The organism is Inquilinus sp., assembly GCF_039594555.1.
Lineage (GTDB): Bacteria > Pseudomonadota > Alphaproteobacteria > DSM-16000 > Inquilinaceae > Inquilinus.
This window is the reverse complement of the sequence record NZ_JBCNNF010000082.1, coordinates 1-20,397: the sequence shown is the minus strand read 5'-3', so window position 1 is coordinate 20,397 and position 20,397 is coordinate 1. Positions and strand designations below refer to the sequence as shown.

General features: G+C 70.4%; 25 protein-coding genes. 15 read left to right on the top strand and 10 right to left on the bottom strand.

The genetic code is table 11. The annotated features are described in order from the left end of the window. Positions 1–1,248 (top strand): mannose-1-phosphate guanylyltransferase/mannose-6-phosphate isomerase (locus ABDW35_RS11505; RefSeq protein ID WP_343714007.1); only part of this gene is annotated, 1,248 nt, incomplete at its 5' end. A 101-nt stretch (positions 1,249–1,349) separates the two neighbouring features. Here ABDW35_RS11505 and ABDW35_RS11500 read toward each other — a convergent pair. Beyond that, positions 1,350–2,888: a capsule assembly Wzi family protein gene (locus tag ABDW35_RS11500; protein ID WP_343714006.1), complete on the bottom strand. Its 1,539-nt coding sequence runs from the start codon at positions 2,886–2,888 to the stop codon at positions 1,350–1,352. A 200-nt stretch (positions 2,889–3,088) separates the two neighbouring features. On the opposite strand from ABDW35_RS11500, the gene ABDW35_RS11495 reads away from it, so the two are divergent. Then, entirely contained in the window at positions 3,089–3,712 is a 624-nt protein-coding gene (locus ABDW35_RS11495) for a hypothetical protein (RefSeq protein ID WP_343714005.1), read from the top strand. 13 nt (positions 3,713–3,725) lie between these two features. Here ABDW35_RS11495 and ABDW35_RS11490 read toward each other — a convergent pair whose 3' ends face one another. The 5 genes from ABDW35_RS11490 to ABDW35_RS11470 form a co-directional block, all read right to left on the bottom strand. Then, complete coding sequence (locus tag ABDW35_RS11490) at positions 3,726–4,487, bottom strand: DeoR family transcriptional regulator (RefSeq protein ID WP_343714004.1); 762 nt, start codon at positions 4,485–4,487, stop codon at positions 3,726–3,728. 317 nt (positions 4,488–4,804) lie between these two features. After that, positions 4,805–5,476, bottom strand: a complete 672-nt coding sequence (locus ABDW35_RS11485; RefSeq protein ID WP_343714003.1) for an ABC-type transport auxiliary lipoprotein family protein — start codon at positions 5,474–5,476, stop codon at positions 4,805–4,807. 2 nt (positions 5,477–5,478) lie between these two features. Beyond that, positions 5,479–6,456 carry an MlaD family protein gene (locus ABDW35_RS11480; protein WP_343714002.1) on the bottom strand — a complete coding sequence of 326 codons (978 nt, stop codon included), beginning with the start codon at positions 6,454–6,456 and terminating at the stop codon, positions 5,479–5,481. 1 nt (position 6,457) lies between these two features. Further along, positions 6,458–7,306 carry an ATP-binding cassette domain-containing protein gene (locus ABDW35_RS11475; RefSeq protein ID WP_343714001.1) on the bottom strand — a complete coding sequence of 283 codons (849 nt, stop codon included), beginning with the start codon at positions 7,304–7,306 and terminating at the stop codon, positions 6,458–6,460. 2 nt (positions 7,307–7,308) lie between these two features. Further along, positions 7,309–8,463, bottom strand: coding sequence for an MlaE family lipid ABC transporter permease subunit (locus tag ABDW35_RS11470; protein WP_343714000.1), 1,155 nt, complete (start codon positions 8,461–8,463; stop codon positions 7,309–7,311). A 102-nt stretch (positions 8,464–8,565) separates the two neighbouring features. Here ABDW35_RS11470 and ABDW35_RS11465 point away from each other — a divergent pair, with 102 nt between their 5' ends. Continuing rightward, a complete protein-coding gene (locus ABDW35_RS11465) occupies positions 8,566–9,081 on the top strand; it encodes an adenine phosphoribosyltransferase (RefSeq protein ID WP_343713999.1) in 516 nt (171 codons plus the stop codon). 23 nt (positions 9,082–9,104) lie between these two features. Here the strand turns inward: ABDW35_RS11465 and ABDW35_RS11460 are convergent, their stop codons facing one another. After that, positions 9,105–9,422 carry a hypothetical protein gene (locus ABDW35_RS11460; protein WP_343713998.1) on the bottom strand — a complete coding sequence of 106 codons (318 nt, stop codon included), beginning with the start codon at positions 9,420–9,422 and terminating at the stop codon, positions 9,105–9,107. 248 nt (positions 9,423–9,670) lie between these two features. Here ABDW35_RS11460 and ABDW35_RS11455 point away from each other — a divergent pair, with 248 nt between their 5' ends. From ABDW35_RS11455 to ABDW35_RS11415, 9 genes are all read left to right on the top strand, one after another. Continuing rightward, positions 9,671–9,838, top strand: coding sequence for a hemin uptake protein HemP (locus ABDW35_RS11455; protein ID WP_343713997.1), 168 nt, complete (start codon positions 9,671–9,673; stop codon positions 9,836–9,838). Positions 9,839–10,028: 190 nt separating this feature from the next. Further along, on the top strand, positions 10,029–11,105 hold the full coding sequence (locus ABDW35_RS11450) for a ChuX/HutX family heme-like substrate-binding protein (protein ID WP_343713996.1): 1,077 nt from the start codon (positions 10,029–10,031) through the stop codon (positions 11,103–11,105). Continuing rightward, the gene (locus ABDW35_RS11445) at positions 11,105–11,983 is read left to right on the top strand and encodes an ABC transporter substrate-binding protein (protein ID WP_343713995.1); all 879 of its coding nucleotides are present in this window, start codon (positions 11,105–11,107) and stop codon (positions 11,981–11,983) included. The genes ABDW35_RS11450 and ABDW35_RS11445 overlap by 1 nt, the downstream gene beginning before the upstream one ends. Further along, positions 11,980–13,074, top strand: coding sequence for an iron ABC transporter permease (locus tag ABDW35_RS11440; RefSeq protein ID WP_343713994.1), 1,095 nt, complete (start codon positions 11,980–11,982; stop codon positions 13,072–13,074). The genes ABDW35_RS11445 and ABDW35_RS11440 overlap by 4 nt, the downstream gene beginning before the upstream one ends. Further along, positions 13,071–13,847, top strand: coding sequence for a heme ABC transporter ATP-binding protein (locus tag ABDW35_RS11435; protein ID WP_343713993.1), 777 nt, complete (start codon positions 13,071–13,073; stop codon positions 13,845–13,847). The genes ABDW35_RS11440 and ABDW35_RS11435 overlap by 4 nt, the downstream gene beginning before the upstream one ends. Positions 13,848–13,854: 7 nt before the next feature. Next, entirely contained in the window at positions 13,855–14,289 is a 435-nt protein-coding gene (locus ABDW35_RS11430) for a Tat pathway signal sequence domain protein (RefSeq protein ID WP_343713992.1), read from the top strand. An 11-nt stretch (positions 14,290–14,300) separates the two neighbouring features. Further along, positions 14,301–14,972 (top strand): MotA/TolQ/ExbB proton channel family protein, encoded by a 672-nt coding sequence (locus ABDW35_RS11425; protein WP_343713991.1) that lies wholly within the window; start codon positions 14,301–14,303, stop codon positions 14,970–14,972. After that, complete coding sequence (locus ABDW35_RS11420) at positions 14,972–15,457, top strand: ExbD/TolR family protein (protein ID WP_343713990.1); 486 nt, start codon at positions 14,972–14,974, stop codon at positions 15,455–15,457. Before ABDW35_RS11425 ends, ABDW35_RS11420 begins: the two co-directional genes overlap by 1 nt. Further along, entirely contained in the window at positions 15,454–16,359 is a 906-nt protein-coding gene (locus tag ABDW35_RS11415) for a TonB family protein (protein WP_343713989.1), read from the top strand. Before ABDW35_RS11420 ends, ABDW35_RS11415 begins: the two co-directional genes overlap by 4 nt. Positions 16,360–16,380: 21 nt before the next feature. Here ABDW35_RS11415 and mobA read toward each other — a convergent pair whose 3' ends face one another. After that, a complete protein-coding gene (mobA, locus tag ABDW35_RS11410; RefSeq protein WP_343713988.1) occupies positions 16,381–17,013 on the bottom strand; it encodes a molybdenum cofactor guanylyltransferase MobA in 633 nt (210 codons plus the stop codon). Positions 17,014–17,430: 417 nt separating this feature from the next. Here mobA and ABDW35_RS11405 point away from each other — a divergent pair, with 417 nt between their 5' ends. After that, positions 17,431–17,967 (top strand): TonB family protein, encoded by a 537-nt coding sequence (locus ABDW35_RS11405; protein ID WP_343713987.1) that lies wholly within the window; start codon positions 17,431–17,433, stop codon positions 17,965–17,967. A gap of 13 nt (positions 17,968–17,980) precedes the next feature. Here the strand turns inward: ABDW35_RS11405 and ABDW35_RS11400 are convergent, their stop codons facing one another. Then, complete coding sequence (locus ABDW35_RS11400; protein ID WP_343713986.1) at positions 17,981–18,694, bottom strand: hypothetical protein; 714 nt, start codon at positions 18,692–18,694, stop codon at positions 17,981–17,983. Positions 18,695–18,847: 153 nt separating this feature from the next. On the opposite strand from ABDW35_RS11400, the gene moaA reads away from it, so the two are divergent. Beyond that, positions 18,848–19,840, top strand: a complete 993-nt coding sequence (gene moaA, locus ABDW35_RS11395) for a GTP 3',8-cyclase MoaA (RefSeq protein ID WP_343713985.1) — start codon at positions 18,848–18,850, stop codon at positions 19,838–19,840. A 1-nt stretch (position 19,841) separates the two neighbouring features. Here moaA and ABDW35_RS11390 read toward each other — a convergent pair whose 3' ends face one another. Beyond that, a complete protein-coding gene (locus ABDW35_RS11390) occupies positions 19,842–19,973 on the bottom strand; it encodes a hypothetical protein (protein WP_274519182.1) in 132 nt (43 codons plus the stop codon). A 176-nt stretch (positions 19,974–20,149) separates the two neighbouring features. Here ABDW35_RS11390 and ABDW35_RS11385 point away from each other — a divergent pair. Next, positions 20,150–20,397: NAD(+)/NADH kinase (locus ABDW35_RS11385; RefSeq protein WP_343713984.1), on the top strand; the 248-nt coding region annotated here is incomplete at its 3' end.

Below are 20,397 nucleotides of genomic sequence, written 5' to 3'. Positions count from 1 at the left end.
CCGATCTTCATCTGCGCCGACGACCACCGCTTCATCGTCGCCGAGCAGATGCGCCAGATCGGCGTCGCCCCCGACGCCATCATCCTCGAGCCCTCGGCCCGCAACACCGCCCCGGCCGTCGCCGTCGCCGCCCGCTTCCTGGCAGACCGCGACCCCGACACGCTGATGCTGGTGCTGCCCGCCGACCACCACATCGCCGACCCCAAGGGCTTCCGGGCATCCATCGCCGCGGCATCCCCCGCCGCCCGCGCCGGCCACCTGATGACCTTCGGCATGCAGCCGACCGCGCCCGAGACCGGCTACGGCTATATCCTGCCCGGCGACGACATCCCCGAAGCCCCCGGCGCCCGCGCCATCGCCCGCTTCGTCGAGAAGCCGCCGCGCGAGACCGCCGAGCGCTTCCTGGCCGAGGGCCGGCACCTGTGGAATGCCGGCATCTTCCTGTTCACCGCCGGCCGGTACCTGGCCGAATGCGCCCGCCACGCGCCCCAGGTCCTCGCCGCCGCCGACGCCGCGCTGAAGGCCGCCTCGCGCGACCTGACCTTCCTGCGCCTCGACCCCGCCGCCTTCGTCCAGGCCCCCTCAATCTCGATCGACCATGCCGTGATGGAGAAGACCGATCGCGCCGGCGTCGTCCCCGCCTCGATCGGCTGGACCGATGTCGGCTCCTGGTCGTCGCTGTGGGAGATCGGCGACCGCGATGCCGACGGCAACATCACCCAGGGCGACGCCCTGGCCTTCGCCTCGCAGAACTGTCTGGTCCGCTCCGACGGCATCCTCACCGCCGTGATCGGCCTCGACGACGCCATCGTCATCGCCACCGACGACGCCGTGCTGGTCGCCGCCAAGGACCAGGTCCAGGACGTCAAGGCCGTCACCGACGCGCTGAAGAAGGCCAAGCGCCCCGAGGCCGTGATCCACCGCGAGATCTACCGCCCCTGGGGCACCGTCAAGTCGCTCCATGCCGGCGACCGCTTCCAGGTCAAGCGCGTGCTGATCCATCCCGGCCAGGCCATCGCCCTGCAGCGCCACTACCACCGCTCCGAGCACTGGGTCGTGCTGTCCGGCACCGCCCGCGTCACCATGGAGGGCCAGTCCCGCATCCTGCGCGAGAACGAGGCCGTCTACCTGCCCATCGGCACCGACCACAAGCTCGAGAACCCCGGCAAGATCGACCTCGAGCTGATCGAGGTCCGCACCGGACCCTATCTCGGCGAGGACGATGTCGTCCGGCTGGAAGAGCCGTGAGGTAGAGATCGTAGGCTGGGTTCGCCCGGGCGAACCCAACATCTTGCCGTCCCACGGCTTGTTGGGTTCGCGCGCCGCGACCCCAACCTAACCGGCAGATCTCAGAACCGGATCGTCGTCGACACGCCCAACGCGGCCATCGGCTTCTGCTCGCCCGGGCTGTTCGGCGAATCATCCTGCAGCCGAAGGTTGATGCCGACCGTGTTGCGCCGCATTGGGATCGAGACGCCGAGATCGACGATGTTGATGTTCTCTTTGCTCTGGGTGACCGTGTTGCGCGGGTTGTTCGTCGGGTTCAGGTAGGCGTGGTAGTAGGACGCCTTGTAGGTCCAGTTGTCGCTGTCGACGAAGGTGCCGGTGACCCCGAACAGCTCCGCATCGCCGTCGAGGCTGTCGCCCATCGCCCGTTTGTAGAAGCGGTAGCCGTCCGGATAGGCGCCGCTCTCGTAGAAATAGCTGAAGATCTTGTCGTTCAGGAAGTTGGCGGTCGAATTCGAATATTCGACATTGACCTTCCACACGGCCCCGTCGTCGCCCCACCCGTTCCACACCGATGCACCGAGCACGGCGGCGTTGCGCGACGGCAGCGGGATGCCGATGGAGGAATAGGCTGCGTCTTCACCGGTCAGTTCGCCATAGACCTCGAAGGGCTGGCCGAAGAGCTGCGCACTGTAGCGGGCGTCGAAGCCGGCAATCTGGTTGGCCGGATCCTGGGCCTGCTCCGCGGCGCTGACGTTGGTGTTGCCGAAGAAGCCCTTGAAGAAGGTGCTGAAGCCGCAAGGCCGGCCGCTGCCGCAGAACATCATGATGCGCGACGCGCCGAGCTCAAGCCCCGGGATCGGGTTGACCGAGGCCCGCAGCCCGAACATCAGGGTATTGCTGTTGACCCGGTCGTCCGGCAGGACGCCGAGAAAACCGGTGAGCTGCCACGGGCCGATCCAGCTCAGCCACGGCGTCTCGAAGGCGTGCGGGTTGGACCGCATGAACCCGACCTTGGGGAACGGCCGGGCGTTGGTCGACAGGATCAGGCTGGTGGTCTCGCCCGGCCCCCACCACTGATCGAGCCACCCGGCGTAGAGCATCCAGTTGTCGACCCGCTGGGCGAGATAGGTGCCGTCCAGCGACGGCTGGAACGAATCCTCGCCGGCGTAGTACCAGGGGCTGTCGCCCTTGACGAAGCGGGAATAAGCGCCGACCGACAGCCGCAGCGCGGTCGAGTCGCCCATGTATTCGAAGGACGCCGTGATCTCGCCGCGCTGCCGCGCCGTATAGTCGAAGCCGCGCACCAGGGCGGGCTGGTTGGTCAGGTCGGCCCGCAGCTCGGCATGCAATTGGCCCTGCCGGGTCTCGGACGCGGCCCGGGCACGGACACGGTCCAGCGCCGCCTGGGCGTAGGGCGGCAGCGAATCCCGGTCGGCCTTCGCCAGGCGATAGGTGATCTGGGCCCAGGGCAGCGGCCAGGCGTTCAGCACGCCGTCGATCAGCCGGAAGTTCTCCAGGATGTGGATATCGTTGCGCAGGGTCGAATCGCCTGGCTCCGCCCATGGGCTGGCTGCCGCCGTTCCCGTCGTCGCCGCGACGGCGCAGGCCGAAATGACGGCCGCAGCAACGACACAGGCAATCTTCCTCGCAACGGCCATTATTCCCCCCGGACGGCCTCCGAATACCCGCCCTGAATACACAAGACGCCCGAGGAAGCCCAGCCGCAGCATGCGGCGATATGCGCTTCTCCGCTCCGGTCCTCGCGAGGGAGAGACAAATTTGTCACAATGGCGATGACAATCCTTGGCGGCCGCGATCCGCCGCGCCATCTCTCTGAGATCGATTCTCAGGAGGCGTGATGCGCGCCCTCGTCCTTGCCCTGACCGCCCTGCTGCTCGGCGCCTGCGTGCAGACCCGCGTGGCGGGCTATGTCGATCCCGCCTATCGCGGCGGCCCCGTCCTCCGCTCGATCGCGGTGGCGGCGCAGACGTCGCGGCTGGCGGAGCGTGAAGCGCTGGAGAGCGCCGCGGTGGCCGAGCTCAGTGCGAACGGGGTCCATGCCGTGCGGATGATCGACCTAGTGCCGCCGACGCGACCCGGCGGGCCGGCGGCGGAGGCTGCGGCGATCCGCACGGCCGGTGTCCGCGCCGTGCTGCGCATCGCCGTCGACCAGCGCGCCACCGTCACCCGCTACATCCCGCCGACCTATGTCGGCGACCCGTTCTGGCCCTATGGCGGCTTTGGGCCCTACGGCGGGTATTGGTACGGCCGCCCCGCCTTCGCCGGCCCCGTGGCCGGCGGTGGCTGGGTCGACGAGCCGGCGGCCCGCTACGAGGCCAGGCTGCAGGAGGCCGGCAGCGACGCCGTGATCTGGACCGGAGAAGCCACCGCCCGCGGCAATTCCAGCTCCGACTTCGCCGATCTCGCCAGCCGGGCGGCCAAGGACCTGGTGGCACGGCTGAAGCAGGACGGGCTGGTCTGAGCCCGACTCGGCCTCAATCGGCGACGTGGACGTGGCAGCTGGTGGCGGCGATCGCGTCGCCGAAGGGCGCCGGTGGGTCGCGGTCGGTGAACAGGGCGTGGACCTCGCCGATCGAGGCCAGCCTGACCATGGCGTTGCGGCCGAACTTGGTGTGGTCGGCCACCAGGAACACCTGGCGCGAATTGTCGATGATCGCCCGCGCCACCCGCACCTCGCGGTAGTCGTAGTCGAGCAGCGTGCCGTCCTGATCGATGCCGCTGATGCCGATGATCCCGACATCGACCTTGAACTGGCGGACGAAATCGAGCGTCGCCTCGCCGACGATGCCGCCGTCGCGAGCCCGGACCACGCCGCCGGCGACGATCACCTCGCAGCTCGCATTCGAATACAGGATGTTCGCGACATTGATGTTGTTGGTGATCACCCGCAGGCCGCGATGGCCCAGCAGCGCCCGTGCCACCTCCTCCGTCGTCGTGCCGATGTTGAGGAACAGCGAGGCGTTGTCCGGCACCTGCCGCGCCACCAGCTGAGCGATCCGGCGCTTCTCCTCCAGGCACAGCACCTGGCGGGTGGAATAGGCGAAATTCTCGACGCTGCCGGGCGCAGTAACGCCGCCGTGGAAACGGCGCAGCAAGGCACGGTCCTGCAGCAGCGAGATATCGCGGCGGATCGTCTGGGGCGTCACCTGGAACCGCTCGGCCAGGGTCTCGACCGTGACATAGCCTTCCTGGCGGACCAGCTCGACGATCTGGGTCTGCCGCGCCGTGGCGTTCATGGCCGCTTGTCTTCCCGTGACTGGACGAAAAAGAATGCTAATCGGGAAGCGAAAACGATGCCAATATTTTCACTTGCGAACATCGGGCCGGAATCACGCCACGGCGAGCGCCTTGCGATCGGGCCGCGTCGTGCTATGAAGGGCGGCAACGACTATGGGGATGGACCGGATCATGGGTGCAGAGTGGGTCATCATCGTCGGCGTCATCGCCTTCTTCTTCTGGCAGACGGTCACCCGCTGACGGCGCCGCCGCTCCGCTGACGCGCCGCGCCGGCCTCCGGGACCGGCGTGCTCCTACTCCGATCCGGCCTTCGCCTCTAGGCCTGTCGCCGCGGCCGGCCCGCGGCGCGGTCGTCGCGCTCGCCGGTGCGCAGCGTCCACTCCACGACCTGCTTCAGCACGCCGCCCAGGGCTTCGTCCCAGGCCCGGATCACATCGGTGAAATCCGGCCCCTTCACCTCGACCACCCGCTCGAAGCTCTCGCCGCCGATGATGGTCCGCTGCGGGAAGCGCACCAGCTTGGCACCGATCCGCACCCGCACCCGGTAGGGCTGGCCCTGCCAGCGCTCCGCCCGGAACTCGCGGATCTCGGGCTGCAGCACGTAGTTGGCGCGCAGGCCGGAGATCTGCCGGCCGACCGAGACGATCTTGCCGGTGTTCTCGAAGCTCTCGACCAGCAGGCCCACCACCATCGCCGGGGCGCGGTCGACCCAGGCCACCTTGGCGAAATAGTCGAGCGAGGTCTGGCTCTCGCTGATCGCGATCCGGTCGGTGTCGATGCCGGCATTGGCCGTCGGCATGTCGACCAGGAGCTGCCAGGTCGCCTTCGGCAGATTGGCATCGAAGGTGTTCTTCGGCGTCAGCTCGTAGACCTGCGGCGCCGGCGGGGCCAGCGCGCTGATCCCGCCGCAGCCGGCGAGGCCGGCCGCGGCCGAGGAGAGTGCGGCGTGCCGCAGGAAAAGGCGCCGGGACAGGGGGGAAAAGCTCATCTTCACCTCGAGGAACCCTTCGGCGGAACGCCGCCGGACGAGCCGCCGAACAGGAACTGCGCCGGGCTGCGGTCGAGCCGCGACAGCGTCCGGTTCAGGTTGTCGGTCAGCTGGCGGAGCTGGGTGATCAGCTGGGTGATCTCGTAGAGCCCGTCGGTGGAGAAGCTCTCCACCCCCGGGCCGGACTGCTTCAGCAGGCGGGCCACGCCGTCGGCGCTCTGTCGCAGCGAGGCGATCATCTCGCGGGCATCGGCCACGGCGGCGTTGACCTGGGTGTTGGTGGTCGACAGGAAGCCGTTGGCGCCGGTGGTGATGCGGTCCAGGTCGGTTCGCGCTTCCGTGACCAACCCGTCGACATTCTGGGTCAGCGTGTCGATCCGCTCGATCGTGCTCGCGAGCTGGGCCGAGCGCTGCGCCAGCGTCGCGGTCAGGGTGTTCACATTGGCCAGGACTTCGGAGATGTTCCGGACGTTGTCCTCGGAGAAGATCTTCTGGACCTCGCGCGAGATCTCCGACAGCCGGTCGAGCAGCTGCGGCACGGTATCGACGATCGCCTGCAGCCCGGACTGGCGCGATGGGATCACCGCGTATTCCTTGCCCTCCTCCTTCTCCAGCCTCGCTGCGCCCTGGGCGCCGCCGCTGAGCAGGATGAAGGCGCCGCCGGTCAGGCCCTGGATCTCCAGCGACGCCACCGTGCCCTTGACGATCGGGGTGTTCGGCCGGACCGCGATCCGGACCTCCACCCGCTCGACATTCGATGGATCGATGCGGACATCCTCGACCGAGCCGACCGGGATGCCGCGGTAGCGCACCTGGCTGCCTTCCTGCAGCCCGGTGACGTTGCCGGAGAAGTAGATCAGGTACCGCTCGGCATTCTCGCGCAGCCCGGACCCGCCGAGCCAGACGGCGAAGACCACCAGCCCGACCATCAGAATCAGGACGAAGCTGCCGACGGCGACATAGCTCGCACGCGTCTCCATCTCAGCCCTCTGCTCCCGTCCGTTCGTGGTCCTGGCGTTCATGTTCCAGGGCGGCATGCTCGGCCGCCGCCGCGCGACCGCGCGGCCCGTGGAAATATTCCTGGATCCAGGGATGGTCGACCTTGAGCAGGTTCTCGTAGGTGTCGACCAGGATCTTCTTGTCGATCAGCACGGCGATGCGGTCGCAGATCGTGACCAGGCTGTCGAGATCGTGGGTGACCATGAACACCGTCAGCTTGAGGCTGCGCTGCAGCTCGGAGATCAGCTGGTCGAAGGCGGCGGCGCCGATCGGGTCGAGGCCGGCGGTCGGCTCGTCCAGGAAGATGATCTCAGGATCCAAAGCCAGCGCCCGGGCCAGGGCCGCTCGCTTGCGCATGCCGCCGGACAGCTCTGACGGGTGCTTCAGCCCGGCGCTGCAGGCCAGCCCCGCCATCGCGATCTTCACCCGCGCCAGTTCGTCCATCATGTGGTGCGACAGCCGGGTGTACTCCTTCATCGGCACCTGGATGTTCTCGGCGACGGTCATCGAGCTGAACAGGGCGCCATCCTGGAACATGACCCCCCAACGCCGCTGCACCGCCCTGCGTTCCGCTTCGCCGGCCGCGTCCATGTCGACGCCCAGCACCTCGATGTTGCCGGCGGCGGGGCGGATCAGGCCGATGATCTCCTTCAGCAGCACCGACTTGCCGGTGCCGGAGCCGCCGACCACGCCCAGCACCTCGCCGCGCCGGACGTCGAGGTCCAGCCCCTCATGGATGACTTGGGCGCCGAACTGGGTCTTGAGGCCGCGCACGCGGATCGCGACGTCCTCGTCCTGCGCCTGGCCCGGCCTGCCGGGATCCTCGCTCATGATCAGACCCCCAGGGTGGCGAACAGGATGGAGAACAGCGCGTCGAGCACGATCACCAGGAAGATCGAGACGACGACGGACTGGGTGGTCAGGCGGCCGACGCTCTCGGCGCTGCCCGACACCTTCAGCCCTTCATAGCAGCCGACCATGGCGATGGCGAAGGCGAAGACCGGGGCCTTGATCATGCCGACCCATAAGGTGCCGACGCTGATCGCCGCCTTGAACTGCTGCAGGAACTGCGGCGCGCTGATGTCGAGCACGAAATACGACATCAGCCCGCCGCCGAAGATCGCCATGATGTTGGCGTAGAAGGTCAGCAGCGGCAGGGTGATGGCCAGGGCAAAGACCCGCGGGATCACCAGCACCTCGATCGGGTCGAGGCCCAGCGTCTCCATCGCATCGACCTCCTGGTTCACCTGCATGGTGCCGATCTGCGCGGTGAAGGCCGAGCCGGAACGGCCGGCGACGATGATCGCGGTGATCAGGCCGCCCAGCTCGCGCAGCACCGAGACGCCGAGCAGGTTGACCACGAAGATCTGGGCACCGAACCGGCTGAGCTGGTCCGCCCCCTGATAGGCCAGCACCACGCCGATCAGGAAGGACAGCAGGCCGACGATCGGCATGGCGTTGAGGCCGGTGGCCTCGATGTTGTGGGCCAGCGCCGTGAAGCGGATCCGGCTCGGCCGCAGCAGCGTGGCGATGCTCTTGACCACCAGCATGCCGAGGAAGCTCAGCAGCGCCAGCGCCTCGTCACGGAAATGGTAGGTCGATTTGCCGGTGCGGTACGCCAGCTCGTACAGGATGTTGCGCTGGGGTTGCTTGATCGGCTCGTCGCGCTCGACCCGCGACACCGCTTCCAGCAGGCCCTTCTGATCGTCGGAGACGCCCTCGACCCGGACGGTGGCGCCGGCCGCCGCGAGATCCTCCTGGGTGCGATGCACCAGCCAGGCGCCGACCGTGTCCAGCCGGGTGACGCCGGACAGGTCCAGCACCACCTGGCCCTTCACCGACTTCTGCACCAGCTCCGACAGCTCGCGGTCCAGCGGTGCCGCAGCCCGCGTCACCCATGGCCCCTCGAGATGCAGCCGGGTGACGCCGCTCTCGACGCGGCTGTCGATGCGGGCCTCGGCATCGGCGGTCGCCGCTGCTGCCGTCACCGCGCGGTCTCCCCGGCAGCTGGTTCCCGCACCTGCGAATTGCCTTTCGGGCCGCAGGCACTACGATGCAGGGTCGCTCCGGCCCGCAACCAAGGACGTCTCATGGATCTCAAGTCGCACATACGCGGCATTCCGGATTTTCCCAAGCCAGGCATCCTGTTCTACGACATCTCGCCGCTGCTGGCCCACCCGCAAGCATGGCGGCATGCCGTGGACAGCCTTGCGGACAAGGTCCGGGAGTGGCAGCCGGACCTCCTGGTCGGGATCGAATCTCGTGGGTTCCTGGCGGCGGCACCACTATCCTATGTACTAGGCTGCGGCTTCGTGATGTGCCGCAAGCGCGGCAAGCTGCCGGGCGAGACGATCGGCCATCTCTACGATCTCGAATACGGGTCGGATGCGATCGAGATCCAGGCCGACGCGATCAAGCCGGGAATGAAGGTGGTGGTGCTGGACGACCTGCTGGCCACCGGCGGCACCATGACGGCGGCGATCCAGCTGCTGCGCCGTGTCGGCGCCGATGTCCGCGGCGCGGCTTGCCTGATCGAGCTGTCCTTCCTCGGCGGCCGCGAGAGGATCGACGCGCCGCTGGTCTCGCTGCTGCAATACGACAGCTGAGGCCATCGGACCGGGCGGGCGGCTCAGCGGACCTCCTGCTGCGGGGTCCCGCCGCCGCTCAGGTCGTGCCAGGCGGTGCCGACCAGCGCCGCCGTCCCCACCGCCAGCAGCGCCACCGCCGCCAGCATCATCAGGCTGCGCAGGCTGGGCACGGATGACCGGTACTCCGGCTCGTCGAACAGGCTGTGATTGAGCCGGTGCAGGAGGTCGGTATCGCTGCGCGGAGCGGCGGGACGGTCGAGGAAGCGCTCGACCACGCGGTCCTCGCAGACGGAAAGGCCGGTTGAAGGCTGGACCGGCCGGTCCGCCGGCCTGCGCTCGATCTCCTGAACCTCGGTCATCGCCTGGCCTCTGGCTTCATCCGCACTCATCTCCGCGGCGTTCATCGATGCCCGCATTATATGCGCGCCGGGGCGGTCCGCACCAAGCATCGCGTTTCCGGAGGTTTCCGGCCCGGTCTCGCCTCATTGCAAACCATTTCCGACAAATGCAATTAGGAATGACACGCATTTGCTTGACCAGCACCGATGGATATGAGAATGACTCTCAACATCGTCTTGTCCGATCAATCTCACCGTGGATGGGGACCATGCTGGATCAACCCATAGCGCATGCCGTCGAGCCGCAGCGGCCCGCCCCTGCCAGCCTCGACACCCGCGACCTGTTCGGCGCCCGCCGCGAGCTGACCATCCAGCACGGCGAGGATGTCTACCGCCTGCGGATCACCCGCAACAGCAAGCTGATCCTGACCAAGTAGCCCTCTCTCGCTCGCGCCCCCAGCAAGCCGGGCACTGCCCACCGCCAGGTCTGCGCGAGAACCCGTCGCCCGAACAGGTTCTCGTCATGCTTCGCAGTCCCGGCGGCCCCTGTTTCGGCCGCGTTTTCGCATGTCCTGTCGCACCCCGCCGGCCGCCGGCGCCCTTCGCCCCCGGTGATCGGAGAGCATGATGCAGAGCCTCGAATCCGACCTCCCCGCCCCGCCGACCGCCCTCGCCGCGCGCTGGGCGGCGCTGCGGGCCGGGAAGCCGCAGCTGCGCGCCCGCGACGCCGCGGCGGAGCTGGGCGTCAGCGAGGGCGAGCTGGTCGCCTCCCAGATCGGCGCCGGCACAGTCAGGATTGACGGGGGCCGGATCGGCGGGGACTGGAGCACGATCCTGCAGGCGGTCGAGGCGCTGGGCCCGGTCATGGCGCTGACCCGCAACGAGAGCGTGGTGCATGAGAAGACCGGCGTGTACCGGAACGTCTCGGCCGGCAGCCATGTCGGGCTGGCGCTGGGCGCCGAGATCGACCTGCGCCTGTTCTACACCCGCTGGGCGCATGGCTTCGCGGTCGGCGGCGCCGATCACCCCAAGCCCAGCCTGCAGTTCTTCGACGCCGCCGGCACCGCGGTGCACAAGATCTTCCTGACCGAGGGCAGCGACCGCGCCGCCTTCGCCGCCCTGGTCGAGCGCTTCCGGCATGCCGAACAGGCCCCGGCGCTGGCGCCGCAGGAGATCGCCCGCCCGGCTGTGCTGGACGATGCCGAGATCGATGTCGGCGGCTTCCGCGCCGGCTGGGACGCGATGGAGGACACGCATCAGTTCTTCGGCCTGCTGAAGTCGCACCGCCTCGACCGGCTGCAGGCGATGCGCCTGGCCGGGCCGCAGCGGGCCGAGCCGGTCGGCCGCGACGCGCTGCGCCGGGTGCTGACCGATGCGGCCGCGAGCGGCGCCGCGATCATGGTCTTCGTCGGCAACCCCGGCTGCATCCAGATCCACACCGGCCCGGTGCACCGGCTGCACGACATGGGCCCCTGGCTGAACGTGCTGGACCCCGGCTTCAACCTGCATCTGCGCGAGGACCGGATCGACAGCGCCTGGGTGGTGCGGAAGCCGACCAAGGACGGCGTCGTCACCTCGCTGGAGCTGTTCGATGTCGACGGCACGCTGATGGCGATGCTGTTCGGCGCCCGCAAGCCGGGCCAGCCGGAGCGGGCCGACTGGCGCGCGCTGGTGGCCAAGGTCAGCGCCCTGGGGGCCGTCTGATGCGCGCCCTGCTCCCTCTCGCCATCGCGGCGTTGGTCGCCATGGCCTTGCCCGCCCGGGCGGAGCCGAAGCGCGTCGTCGTCGCCGGCGGCGACCTGACCGAGATCGTCTACGCCCTGCATGCCGAGGACCGCATCGTCGGGGTCGACACAACCAGCCTGTACCCGCCCGCAGCCCGGGAGCGGCCGAGCGTCGGCTATCTGCGCCAGCTTGCGGCCGAGGGCATCCTGGCGCTGAGCCCCGACCTGCTGCTGACCACGGTGTCGGCCGGCCCGCCGGCGGTGCTCGAGCAGATCCGCTCCGCCGGCACGCCGGTCGAGGCGCTGCCCGAGGCCTTCACCGCCGAGGGCGTGGTGGCGAAGATCGTGGGCGTGGAGAAGGCGCTCGGCGTGCCCGATCCGGGGCTCAGCCAGGCGGTCCGCGCCGATTTCGCCACGGTGGCGGCCGCCGTCGCCCAGGTGCCATCGAAGCCGCGCGTGCTGTTCGTGCTGTCGATCACCCAGGGCACGCCGCTGGGCGGCGGCAACGGCACGGCGGCGGACGGCATCATCCGCCTGGCCGGCGGCACCAACGCGGTCGGCGAGGTCGAGCGCTACAAGCCGCTGTCGCCCGAGGCGGTGGCCGCCGCGGCGCCGGAGGTGGTGGTGATCGCCAGCCACGCGGTCGAGCCGAATGGCGGGATGGCGGCGATCGCCGCGCTGCCGGTCTTCGCCCAGACCCCGGCCGCCAAGGCGGGCCGGATCATCGCGATGGATTCGCTTTACATCCTCGGCTTCGGGCCGCGGACGCCGCAGGCGGCGCGCGACCTGGCGGCCGTGCTGCACCCCGACCGGACCCCGCCCGCCCTGCCCGACCGGGCCTGGAGCGCAGGCTCGTGACGGTGCTCGCCGCCAGCGGCGCAGTCCCGGCCCCGGCGGAGCAGCGGCGGGCCCGGCGCCTGTCGCTGACCCTGGCCGGGCTGGTGCTGCTGCTGGCCGCGGCGGTGCTGGCCAGCATCAGCATCGGGCCGGCGGACATCCCGGTCGGCGATGTGCTGGTCGTCCTGGGCCACCATCTCGGGCTCGGCGGCATCGACGCCGTGGCTGCGCGCGACGCCGCCATCATCGACGCCATCCGGCTGCCGCGGACGCTGCTGGGCGCCATGGTCGGTACCGTGCTCGCCGTCTCCGGCGCGATGATGCAGGGGCTGTTCCGCAACCCGCTGGCCGATCCCGGACTGATCGGCGTCAGCGGCGGCGCCGCCTTCGCCGGCGTGGCGGTGATCTCGCTGGGCCTGCCTGCCGCGCTGGCCGGCATCCCGCTGCTGAACCTCTACGCCCTGCCGCTAGCCGCCTTCCTCGGCGGCCTCGCCACCACCATCGCCGTCTACCGCCTATCGAAGCGCGAGGGCCGGGTGTCGGTGACCATGATGCTGCTGTCCGGCATCGCGGTGAACGCGCTGGTGGCCACCGGCACCGGCTACATCGTGTTCAAGGCCGATGAGAACGCGATGCGGACCATCACCTTCTGGACGATGGGCAGCCTGAGCGGCGCGACCTGGACCTCGGTGCTGTCGGTCGTCCCCTTCGCCCTGGTGCTGCTGGCCGCCGTCGCCCTGGCCGCCCGCGCCCTGAACGGCATGCTGCTGGGCGAGGCCGTGGCCCTGCATCTGGGCTTCCCGGTCGAAAAGGTGACGCGCCTGCTGGTCGGCACGGTGGCGCTGGCGGTGGGCGCCGCGGTCGCGGTCAGCGGCATGATCGGCTTCGTCGGGCTGCTGGTGCCGCACATGCTGCGGCTGGTGATCGGCGCCGACCATCGCGGCCTCCTCCCGGCCTCGGCCCTGCTGGGCGCCGCGCTGATGCTCGGCGCCGACCTGATCGCTCGCATCGCCGTGGCGCCGGCCGAGCTGCCGATCGGCATCGTCACCACCGGCCTCGGCGCCCCCGTCTTCCTGGCGCTGCTGCTGCGCCGGCGGAGGGTCGAGCCGTGATCCGTGCCGAAGCCCTCGCCTACCGCATCGGCCGGACGCCATTGCTCGACGGCGTCGACCTCACAATCGCTCCTGGCCGACTCACAGCCGTGATTGGCCCGAACGGCGCCGGCAAGTCGACGCTGCTGCGCTGCCTCTGCGGCGAGATCGCGCCGGCGGCCGGCCGGATCACGCTCGACGGCACGCCGATCTCCGGCTGGGACCTGGTGGCCATGGCCCGGCGCCGGGCGGTGCTGCCGCAGCAGGTGACGCTGGATTTCCCGCTGACCGCCCGCGAGGTGGTGGCGCTGGGCCGCGGCCCGCATCGCGGCGTCGCCGATGCCGCCGCCGACCGCCGGGCCGTCGACGCGGCCATGGCTGCCGCCGACGTAACGGCCCTCGCCGACCGCTCCTATCCCACCCTGTCCGGTGGCGAGCAGCAGCGCGTGCAATTCGCCCGGGCGCTGGCCCAGATCCACGGCACCGCGGGCGCCCCGGCCTATCTGCTGCTGGACGAACCGACCGCCAGCCTCGACCTGGCCCACCAATCCACGGTGCTGCGCGTCGCCCGCGGCCTGGCCGATGCCGGCACCGGCGTGCTGGCGATCCTGCACGATTTGAACCAGGCCGCCCGCTTCGCCGACGAGGTGGTGCTGCTGCGCCGCGGCCGCGTCTTCGCCGCCGGGCCGCCGGCCGGTGTGCTGACCGCTGCGACCGTGGAGGCCGTGTTCGGCTGCCCGGTCGAGATCGTTGCCAACCCGCATTCCGACAGGCCCTTCCTTGTTCCGCTTTGAGGACATCATGACCAGCCGACGCCAATCAGTGTCCGCGCTCTCCGCCCTGCTCCTGGCCTTTTCCGCGGCGCCGGCTCTCGCCGCCGAGGCGTCCCCCAACGATGTCAGCCTGGAGCTCAACACGCTCGAGCCGCGCGGCCAGAACTGCGCCGTGAACATGGTGTTCGGCACCGGCGACGACGCCTACCAGTCGTTCAAGCTGGACCTCGTCTTCTTCGGCACCGACGGGGCCATCCGCAAGCGCCTGGCGGTGGACGCGGCGCCGCTGCGCGCCCGCAAGACCAGCGTCAAGGCCTTCGAGATCTCCGGCCTGGCCTGCGACGCCATCGGCTCGGTGCTGGTCAATGACGTGCTCGACTGCCGCACCGAAGCCGGCGCGGTGGCCGACTGCATCGACCGGGTCGAGACCAAATCCCGCCTGCCCGTCGCCCTGATGCGCTGAGGAGGCCACGCATGACGCACGATCTCTCGATCATCGCCCTGGTGCAGCAGGCGGACGTCATCGTCCAGAGCGTGCTGGCGCTGCTGGTCCTGGCCTCCATCGGCTGCTGGGGCATCGTCATCGACAAGCTGTTCACCATCGGCCGGCTGCGCCGCGCCGCCGCCGCGCTGCGCCGGCGCGTCGACACCGAGCACGAGATCGACGTGATCCCGGCCGACCCGGCCCGGCCGATCGTCGAGGCCGGGCTGGCCCAGTGGCGGGCGGTCGACCATGAGGAGAGCCGGGCCGAGTGCCGCGACCGGATCGAGCGCGCCATGCGCCGCGCCGCCGGCGAGGTGGTGCGCCGGCGCGAGCTGGGCCTGCCCTTCCTGGCCACGATCGGCTCCGCCGCGCCCTTCGTCGGGCTGTTCGGCACCGTCTGGGGCATCATGAACAGCTTCACCTCGATCGCCAGCTCGCAGGACACCAGCCTGGCGGTGGTGGCCCCCGGCATCGCCGAGGCGCTGTTCGCCACCGCGGTCGGCCTGGTCGCGGCGATCCCGGCGGTGATGGCCTACAACAAGTTCTCGACCGATCTGCGCCGGATCAACCAGACCTTCATCACCGCGATCGGCCAGATGGCCGAGCACCTGTCCGGCACGCGCCGCGGCGCCGCTGCCGCCCGGCGCGAGGCCGCCGAGTAATGGCCGGCGTCCTGCTCGATTCCGGCGGCGACGGCGACGACTACGCGCCGCTGGCCGAGATCAACGTCACGCCGCTGGTCGACGTCATGCTGGTGCTGCTGATCATCTTCATGGTCGCCGCACCGCTGATGATGGTCGGCGTGCCGGTCGACCTGCCGAAGACCAGCGCCGCCAAGATCGGCCAGCCGCAGAAGCCGGTGATCCTGACTGTCGACAAGGCCGGCACCTGGTCGATCGACAACGGCCAGGTGCTGACGCCGGAGACGGCGCCGGCGGCGCTGGCTGCGGCGCACCAGGCCAATCCGGACGCCATCGTCTATGTCCGCGGCGACCGCGACGTGCCCTATGGCAAGGTGATGGAGGCGATGGGCGTGGTCGGCCAGGCCGGCTTCGCCAAGGTGTCGCTGATCGCCCAGGGGATGGCGCCGCAGCCGGCCACCACGGCCGGGACACCCGGGGCCGGCGCCGCGCCGACCGCGCCATGATCCGCCTGCGCCTGTCGGGACGCGGCATCGCCTATGCCGCGTCCGCGCTGATCCATGGCGGCGTGGTCTGGGCGCTGCTGCCCAGCCTGACCGGGTCGGCCGCGCCGACGCCGGCCGAGACGCCGATGGCGATCGAGATGCCCAGCTTCGCCGGGACCTCGGAGGCGGTCGACACGGCGGACCCGGTCGAGACCGCGCAGGCGGAGCCGGTTGAGACGGTGCCCTCCGAACCAGTGCAGCCGATGCAGACGGTGCCGCCCGACACGGTGCCGGACCAGCCGGTCGAGGCCGTGACCGAGGAACCGCCCCCGCCGGCCGAGACGCCGGTGACCGAGACCGCCGAGATCCAGCCGCCGGAGCAGGCGCCCGATGAGCCGCCGCCGGAGGTGGTGACCACGACCGGCGAGAGCGAGTCCGTGGTTGCCGCCGTTCCGGAGACCGTGCAGGCCGAGGAACCGGAGATCGTGCCGCCACCCGCGGCCCGGCCGAAGCCGCCGGCCGAGCGGCGGCCGCAACGGCAGCAGCAGCGCCGGTCCGTCGAGCAGCCGGCCGAGGCTCCGTCCCAGACCGCCGCGCTGCCACGGCAGACGGCACCCCCGCCCGCTGCCGCCCCGGCCGCCAGCGCGCAGGTCAAGGCCGACTATGCGGCCCAGCTGCAGGGCTATCTCGGCCGTCGCGTGCGCAGCGTCAGCTCGATGGTGCGCGACCAGATGACTGTTGGCGCGACGGTGACGATCGAGGCCGACGGGTCCCTGAGCGCGATCGAGGTGACCCGGTCCTCCGGCTCGGCGACAGTCGATGCGGAGATCCTGCGGAAGCTGCGCAGCGCCTCGCCGGTTCCGGCGCCGCCGGCGCGGCTGGCCAACCTGTACATCCCGTTCCGGATCGATCCCGGGCGCTGACCCTGCGGCGCAAAGCTGCCGTCAGGCCAGCTCCGGATGCCGCGCCAGCAGCCGTTCCGCTTCCGCCAGATCCTCCGGGGTGTTGCCGTTGAGGAAGGGGTCGACCGGGTCGCAGCCGAACTCGGCCACGGCGAAACCGTGACGGCCGGCCCAGCGCTCGACCTTGCGGAGGCCCTCCCCGACCAGCGCCTGCCGCAGGTCGTGGCGCAGCGCCACCGGCCACAGCGCCACCACCGGATGGATCCGGCCGCCGGAGGCGGCGATGGCGATCGCTGCCCCATCATCGCGCCGCGCCGAGGCCAGCCGCGCCACCAGGTCGCGCGGGATGAAGGGCGCGTCGCAGGGAAAGCTGGCCACCAGCTCGATCTCCGGCCGGGCCGCCGCCGCCCGGTCCAGCGCCGCCAGGATACCGGCCAGCGGCCCGGGCGCGCCCGGCACGTCGTCGGGCACCACCGGCAGGCCCCAGCGGGCGAAGCGGGCCGGGTCGCCATTGGCGTTGAGCCAGAGCGCTGAGACCTGCGGCGCGGCCCGGGCGATCACCCGATCGAGCAGAGTGACGCCGCCGAGCGGCCGCAGCGCCTTGTCGCCGCCGCCCATGCGCCGGGCCAGGCCGCCGGCCAGGATCACGCCGGCCATCATGTCCGATACCGTCACCGATCGAGCCCTCTCACCAAGACACCTGCCTCACCCCTGATGGATGCGCCATAGTGATGCATCTCGGGGGTGGGGCAATCGGTGAAACGGCAGGGTCGGTCGGGTGTGTCGCGTCCTCGGATGAGCGGCCTGTCCTTCGCCGCTTCCGCGCTGCTCCATCTCGCCGTCATTCTCGCGCTGCTGCCGCAGCGCTGCAGCCTCCCCGCCGCGACCCCGCCGATTTCCGTCGATCTCGTCCGCCTGGACGACTTGCCCCCGACGGATAACGCGGCGGCGACGGCTGAAGCCGATCCGCTCCCGCCCGCAGCTTCAGACCCAGCGGATGAGGGCCTCGCGACGGCATCCACCGCCCCGGCGGCCGGGACGACCGAACCGCCGCCGGACAGCACCGGCCAGGCCCCGGCGTCGAAACCGGCCGTGGCCGGCTGGGTCCCGCCCTTCAGCGTCGGCCAAAGCCCCCTGTCCGACGCGGCCGAGCCGTCCGAGGTCGACAAGCCTCCACCGCCGCCCGGCGGAGAGGCCGTGGCGGCCGGCGGCGAGAGGCCGGCGCAGCCCGGCCTGCCGTTCCAGGTCCTGACCTCCGAGAGCGATGACGCAGCGACGATTCCCGCGCCGATCGAGCCTTTGCCGGCGCCGGACGCCGGCCAGCAGGCGGAGGCCCAGCCGGTCTCCGAGGAGGTCTTCACGCAGCGCCTGAACGACTATGGCGAGATGCTGAACGGCCGCATGCGTTGGCAGCTGACCGGGAAGCTTCCGGGGGTCACCCCCTTCACCATCGTCGTCACGATCGAGGTCGACGGCACCATCAGCTCGGCCGCGGTGACGCAATCGACCGGGGTGAAGGATGTCGACCGGCAGGCGCTGCAGCGGGTCCTGGCCCTGTCGCCCCTGCCGCCGCCGCCGATCCGCCTTGAGAATCTCCAGCTGCAGGGCCGGGCCTTCCCGCAGCGATAGGGCGACTCCGCCGCTACGCCCCCATGACCAGATAGGCGGCCAAGGCCAGCACCACGATGACGAAGATCAGGATCGGCAGAACGCCGCTCGGCCGCTCGATCACGCGGGTCACGGCGGGGCCGCCCGCCCGCTGCACGGTGACCGGGGCGTCGCGCATGCGCTGGACCACGTTGCCCGAGGCGACCGGTCGCACCGAGGGCTGCGCTGCCGTCTGCCGCGTCGCCGCTTGCGCCGGGGCCGACCTAGCCTGCGCCCGCCGCTCGGCAACCTGCCGCATCACCGACGCGAGCGCCGCCGCGGCGTCGCCCGTCTTCGCCGGACGGCGCGACCGGCGGCGCATCATTCCCAGCCCGACGAGCGCCATGACCGCCCCGATGCCGCCGGCGATCAGCTGGTCGCCCCAGATCGCCAGGGGATCGTTGAGCACGGCCTGATCCTGCCGGTCGGGATCGATCAGGACGGCCACGCGCTCGCCCGGCTGTGGGGCCGTCGCGAGGCCGGTGTCGACGGCGGCGTAGATGGCGCGCAGCGTGCCCAGGCGCACCACGGTCTTCGCCGCGGCCAGCGCCGGCGTCGATCGCTCTCCGGCCCCGGGCGGCAGCACCACGCCCTGGACCCAGACCGCGTCCCGGCGCCACTGTTCGCGATCCCACGCACCTGTGACTGCGCCGAACACGGTGAAGGCGCCGACCACCAGCAGCAGCACGCCGATCAGTCTGTGGATCATCGGTCCCCGCTGTCTTTCCACATCGCGGAAAAGCATACGCGCTCTGCCATGGGCGGCCTATCGCGTTCGGCGAGGGGGCGCACTATATTGCCGTATATGACGCTCCAGTCGCCGACGCCCAAGATCGATCCCTCCCCGTCCTCCAGCGCCCCGTTGGTGGATCCGTTCGGCCGCGCCATCAAGTATCTGCGCGTCTCGGTGACCGATCGCTGCGACTTCCGCTGCGTCTACTGCATGGCGGAGGAGATGACCTTCCTGCCGAAGGCGGAGCTGCTGACGCTGGAGGAGCTGGATCGGCTGTGCAGCGCCTTCATCCGCTTCGGCGTCGGCAAGCTGCGGCTGACCGGCGGCGAGCCGCTGGTGCGGCGCGACGTGATGACCCTGATCCGCAACCTGTCGCGGCATCTCGGCACCGGCGCGCTGGAGGAGCTGACGCTGACCACCAATGGCAGCCAGCTGGCCCGTTATGCCGAGGACCTGGCCGCCTGCGGAATCCGCCGGATCAATGTCAGCCTCGACACGCTGGACCCGGCCAAGTTCCTGGCCATCACCCGCTGGGGCAAGTTCGACAAGGTGATGGACGGCATCGCCGCGGCCAAGGCCGCCGGCATCCGGATCAAGATCAACGCCGTGGCGCTGAAGGGCGTCAATGACGACGAGTTCGATTCGCTGATCCGCTGGTGCGGCGAGAACGGCCACGACCTGACGCTGATCGAGGTCATGCCGATGGGCGACATCGGCGGCGAGGACCGGCTGGACCAGTACCTGCCGCTGTCGCAGGTGCGGGCCGACCTCGCCCGGCGCTGGACGCTGACCGAGACCGACTACGCCACCGGCGGGCCGGCGCGCTATGTCCGGGTGGAGGAGACGGGCGGAAGGCTCGGCTTCATCACCCCGCTCACCCATAATTTCTGCGAAAGCTGCAATCGGGTGCGGCTGACCTGCACCGGCACCCTCTACATGTGCCTGGGCCAGGACGATGCCGCCGACCTGCGGACGCCGCTGCGCGGCGACCGGTCCGACGCCGCGCTGGAAGCCGCGATTCGCGAGGCCATCCTGCGCAAGCCCAAGGGGCACGACTTCTTCATCGACCGGCGCCACATGCAGCCCGCCGTGGCGCGGCACATGAGCGTGACCGGCGGCTGAGTCACGCCAGCGTCAGCATCAGCAGGGTGCCCGACACTGCCGTGCCGGCGGTCACCACCGCGAAGCGCAGGCCGCACCGGGACAGCAGCACGGCGATCGTCACGAACGTCCCCATCAAAGCCGGGATCATCATCCCCTACCTCCTCTCGGCTTTCTTTCGTCGATGACAGGGACACTCTCTCCCTTCTTCCGTGAAACGAGCGTGAACGGCCCTTTCACAGTCGCTCACGCTCGGGGTAGACCAGGGTTCCCCTTCGGCTACAGTCGCCGGCCATGACCTCCGCCTCTTCCGCCCCGGCCTCGCCCCGCATGGCGATTCTCGCCGCCGACACCGCCGAGGCCCTGGCGGCCCAGGCCCGGCTCGTCGCCCGCTGGGGCCAGTACACTCCGGAATCGGCCGATGTGATCGTGGCCCTGGGCGGCGACGGCTTCCTGCTGGAGACGCTGCATCGCTGCGTCGAGCGGAAACGGCCGATCTACGGCATGAATTGCGGCTCGGTCGGCTTCCTGCTGAACGACTTCCAGGAGGAGGATCTGGCGGGCCGCGTGGCGGCGGC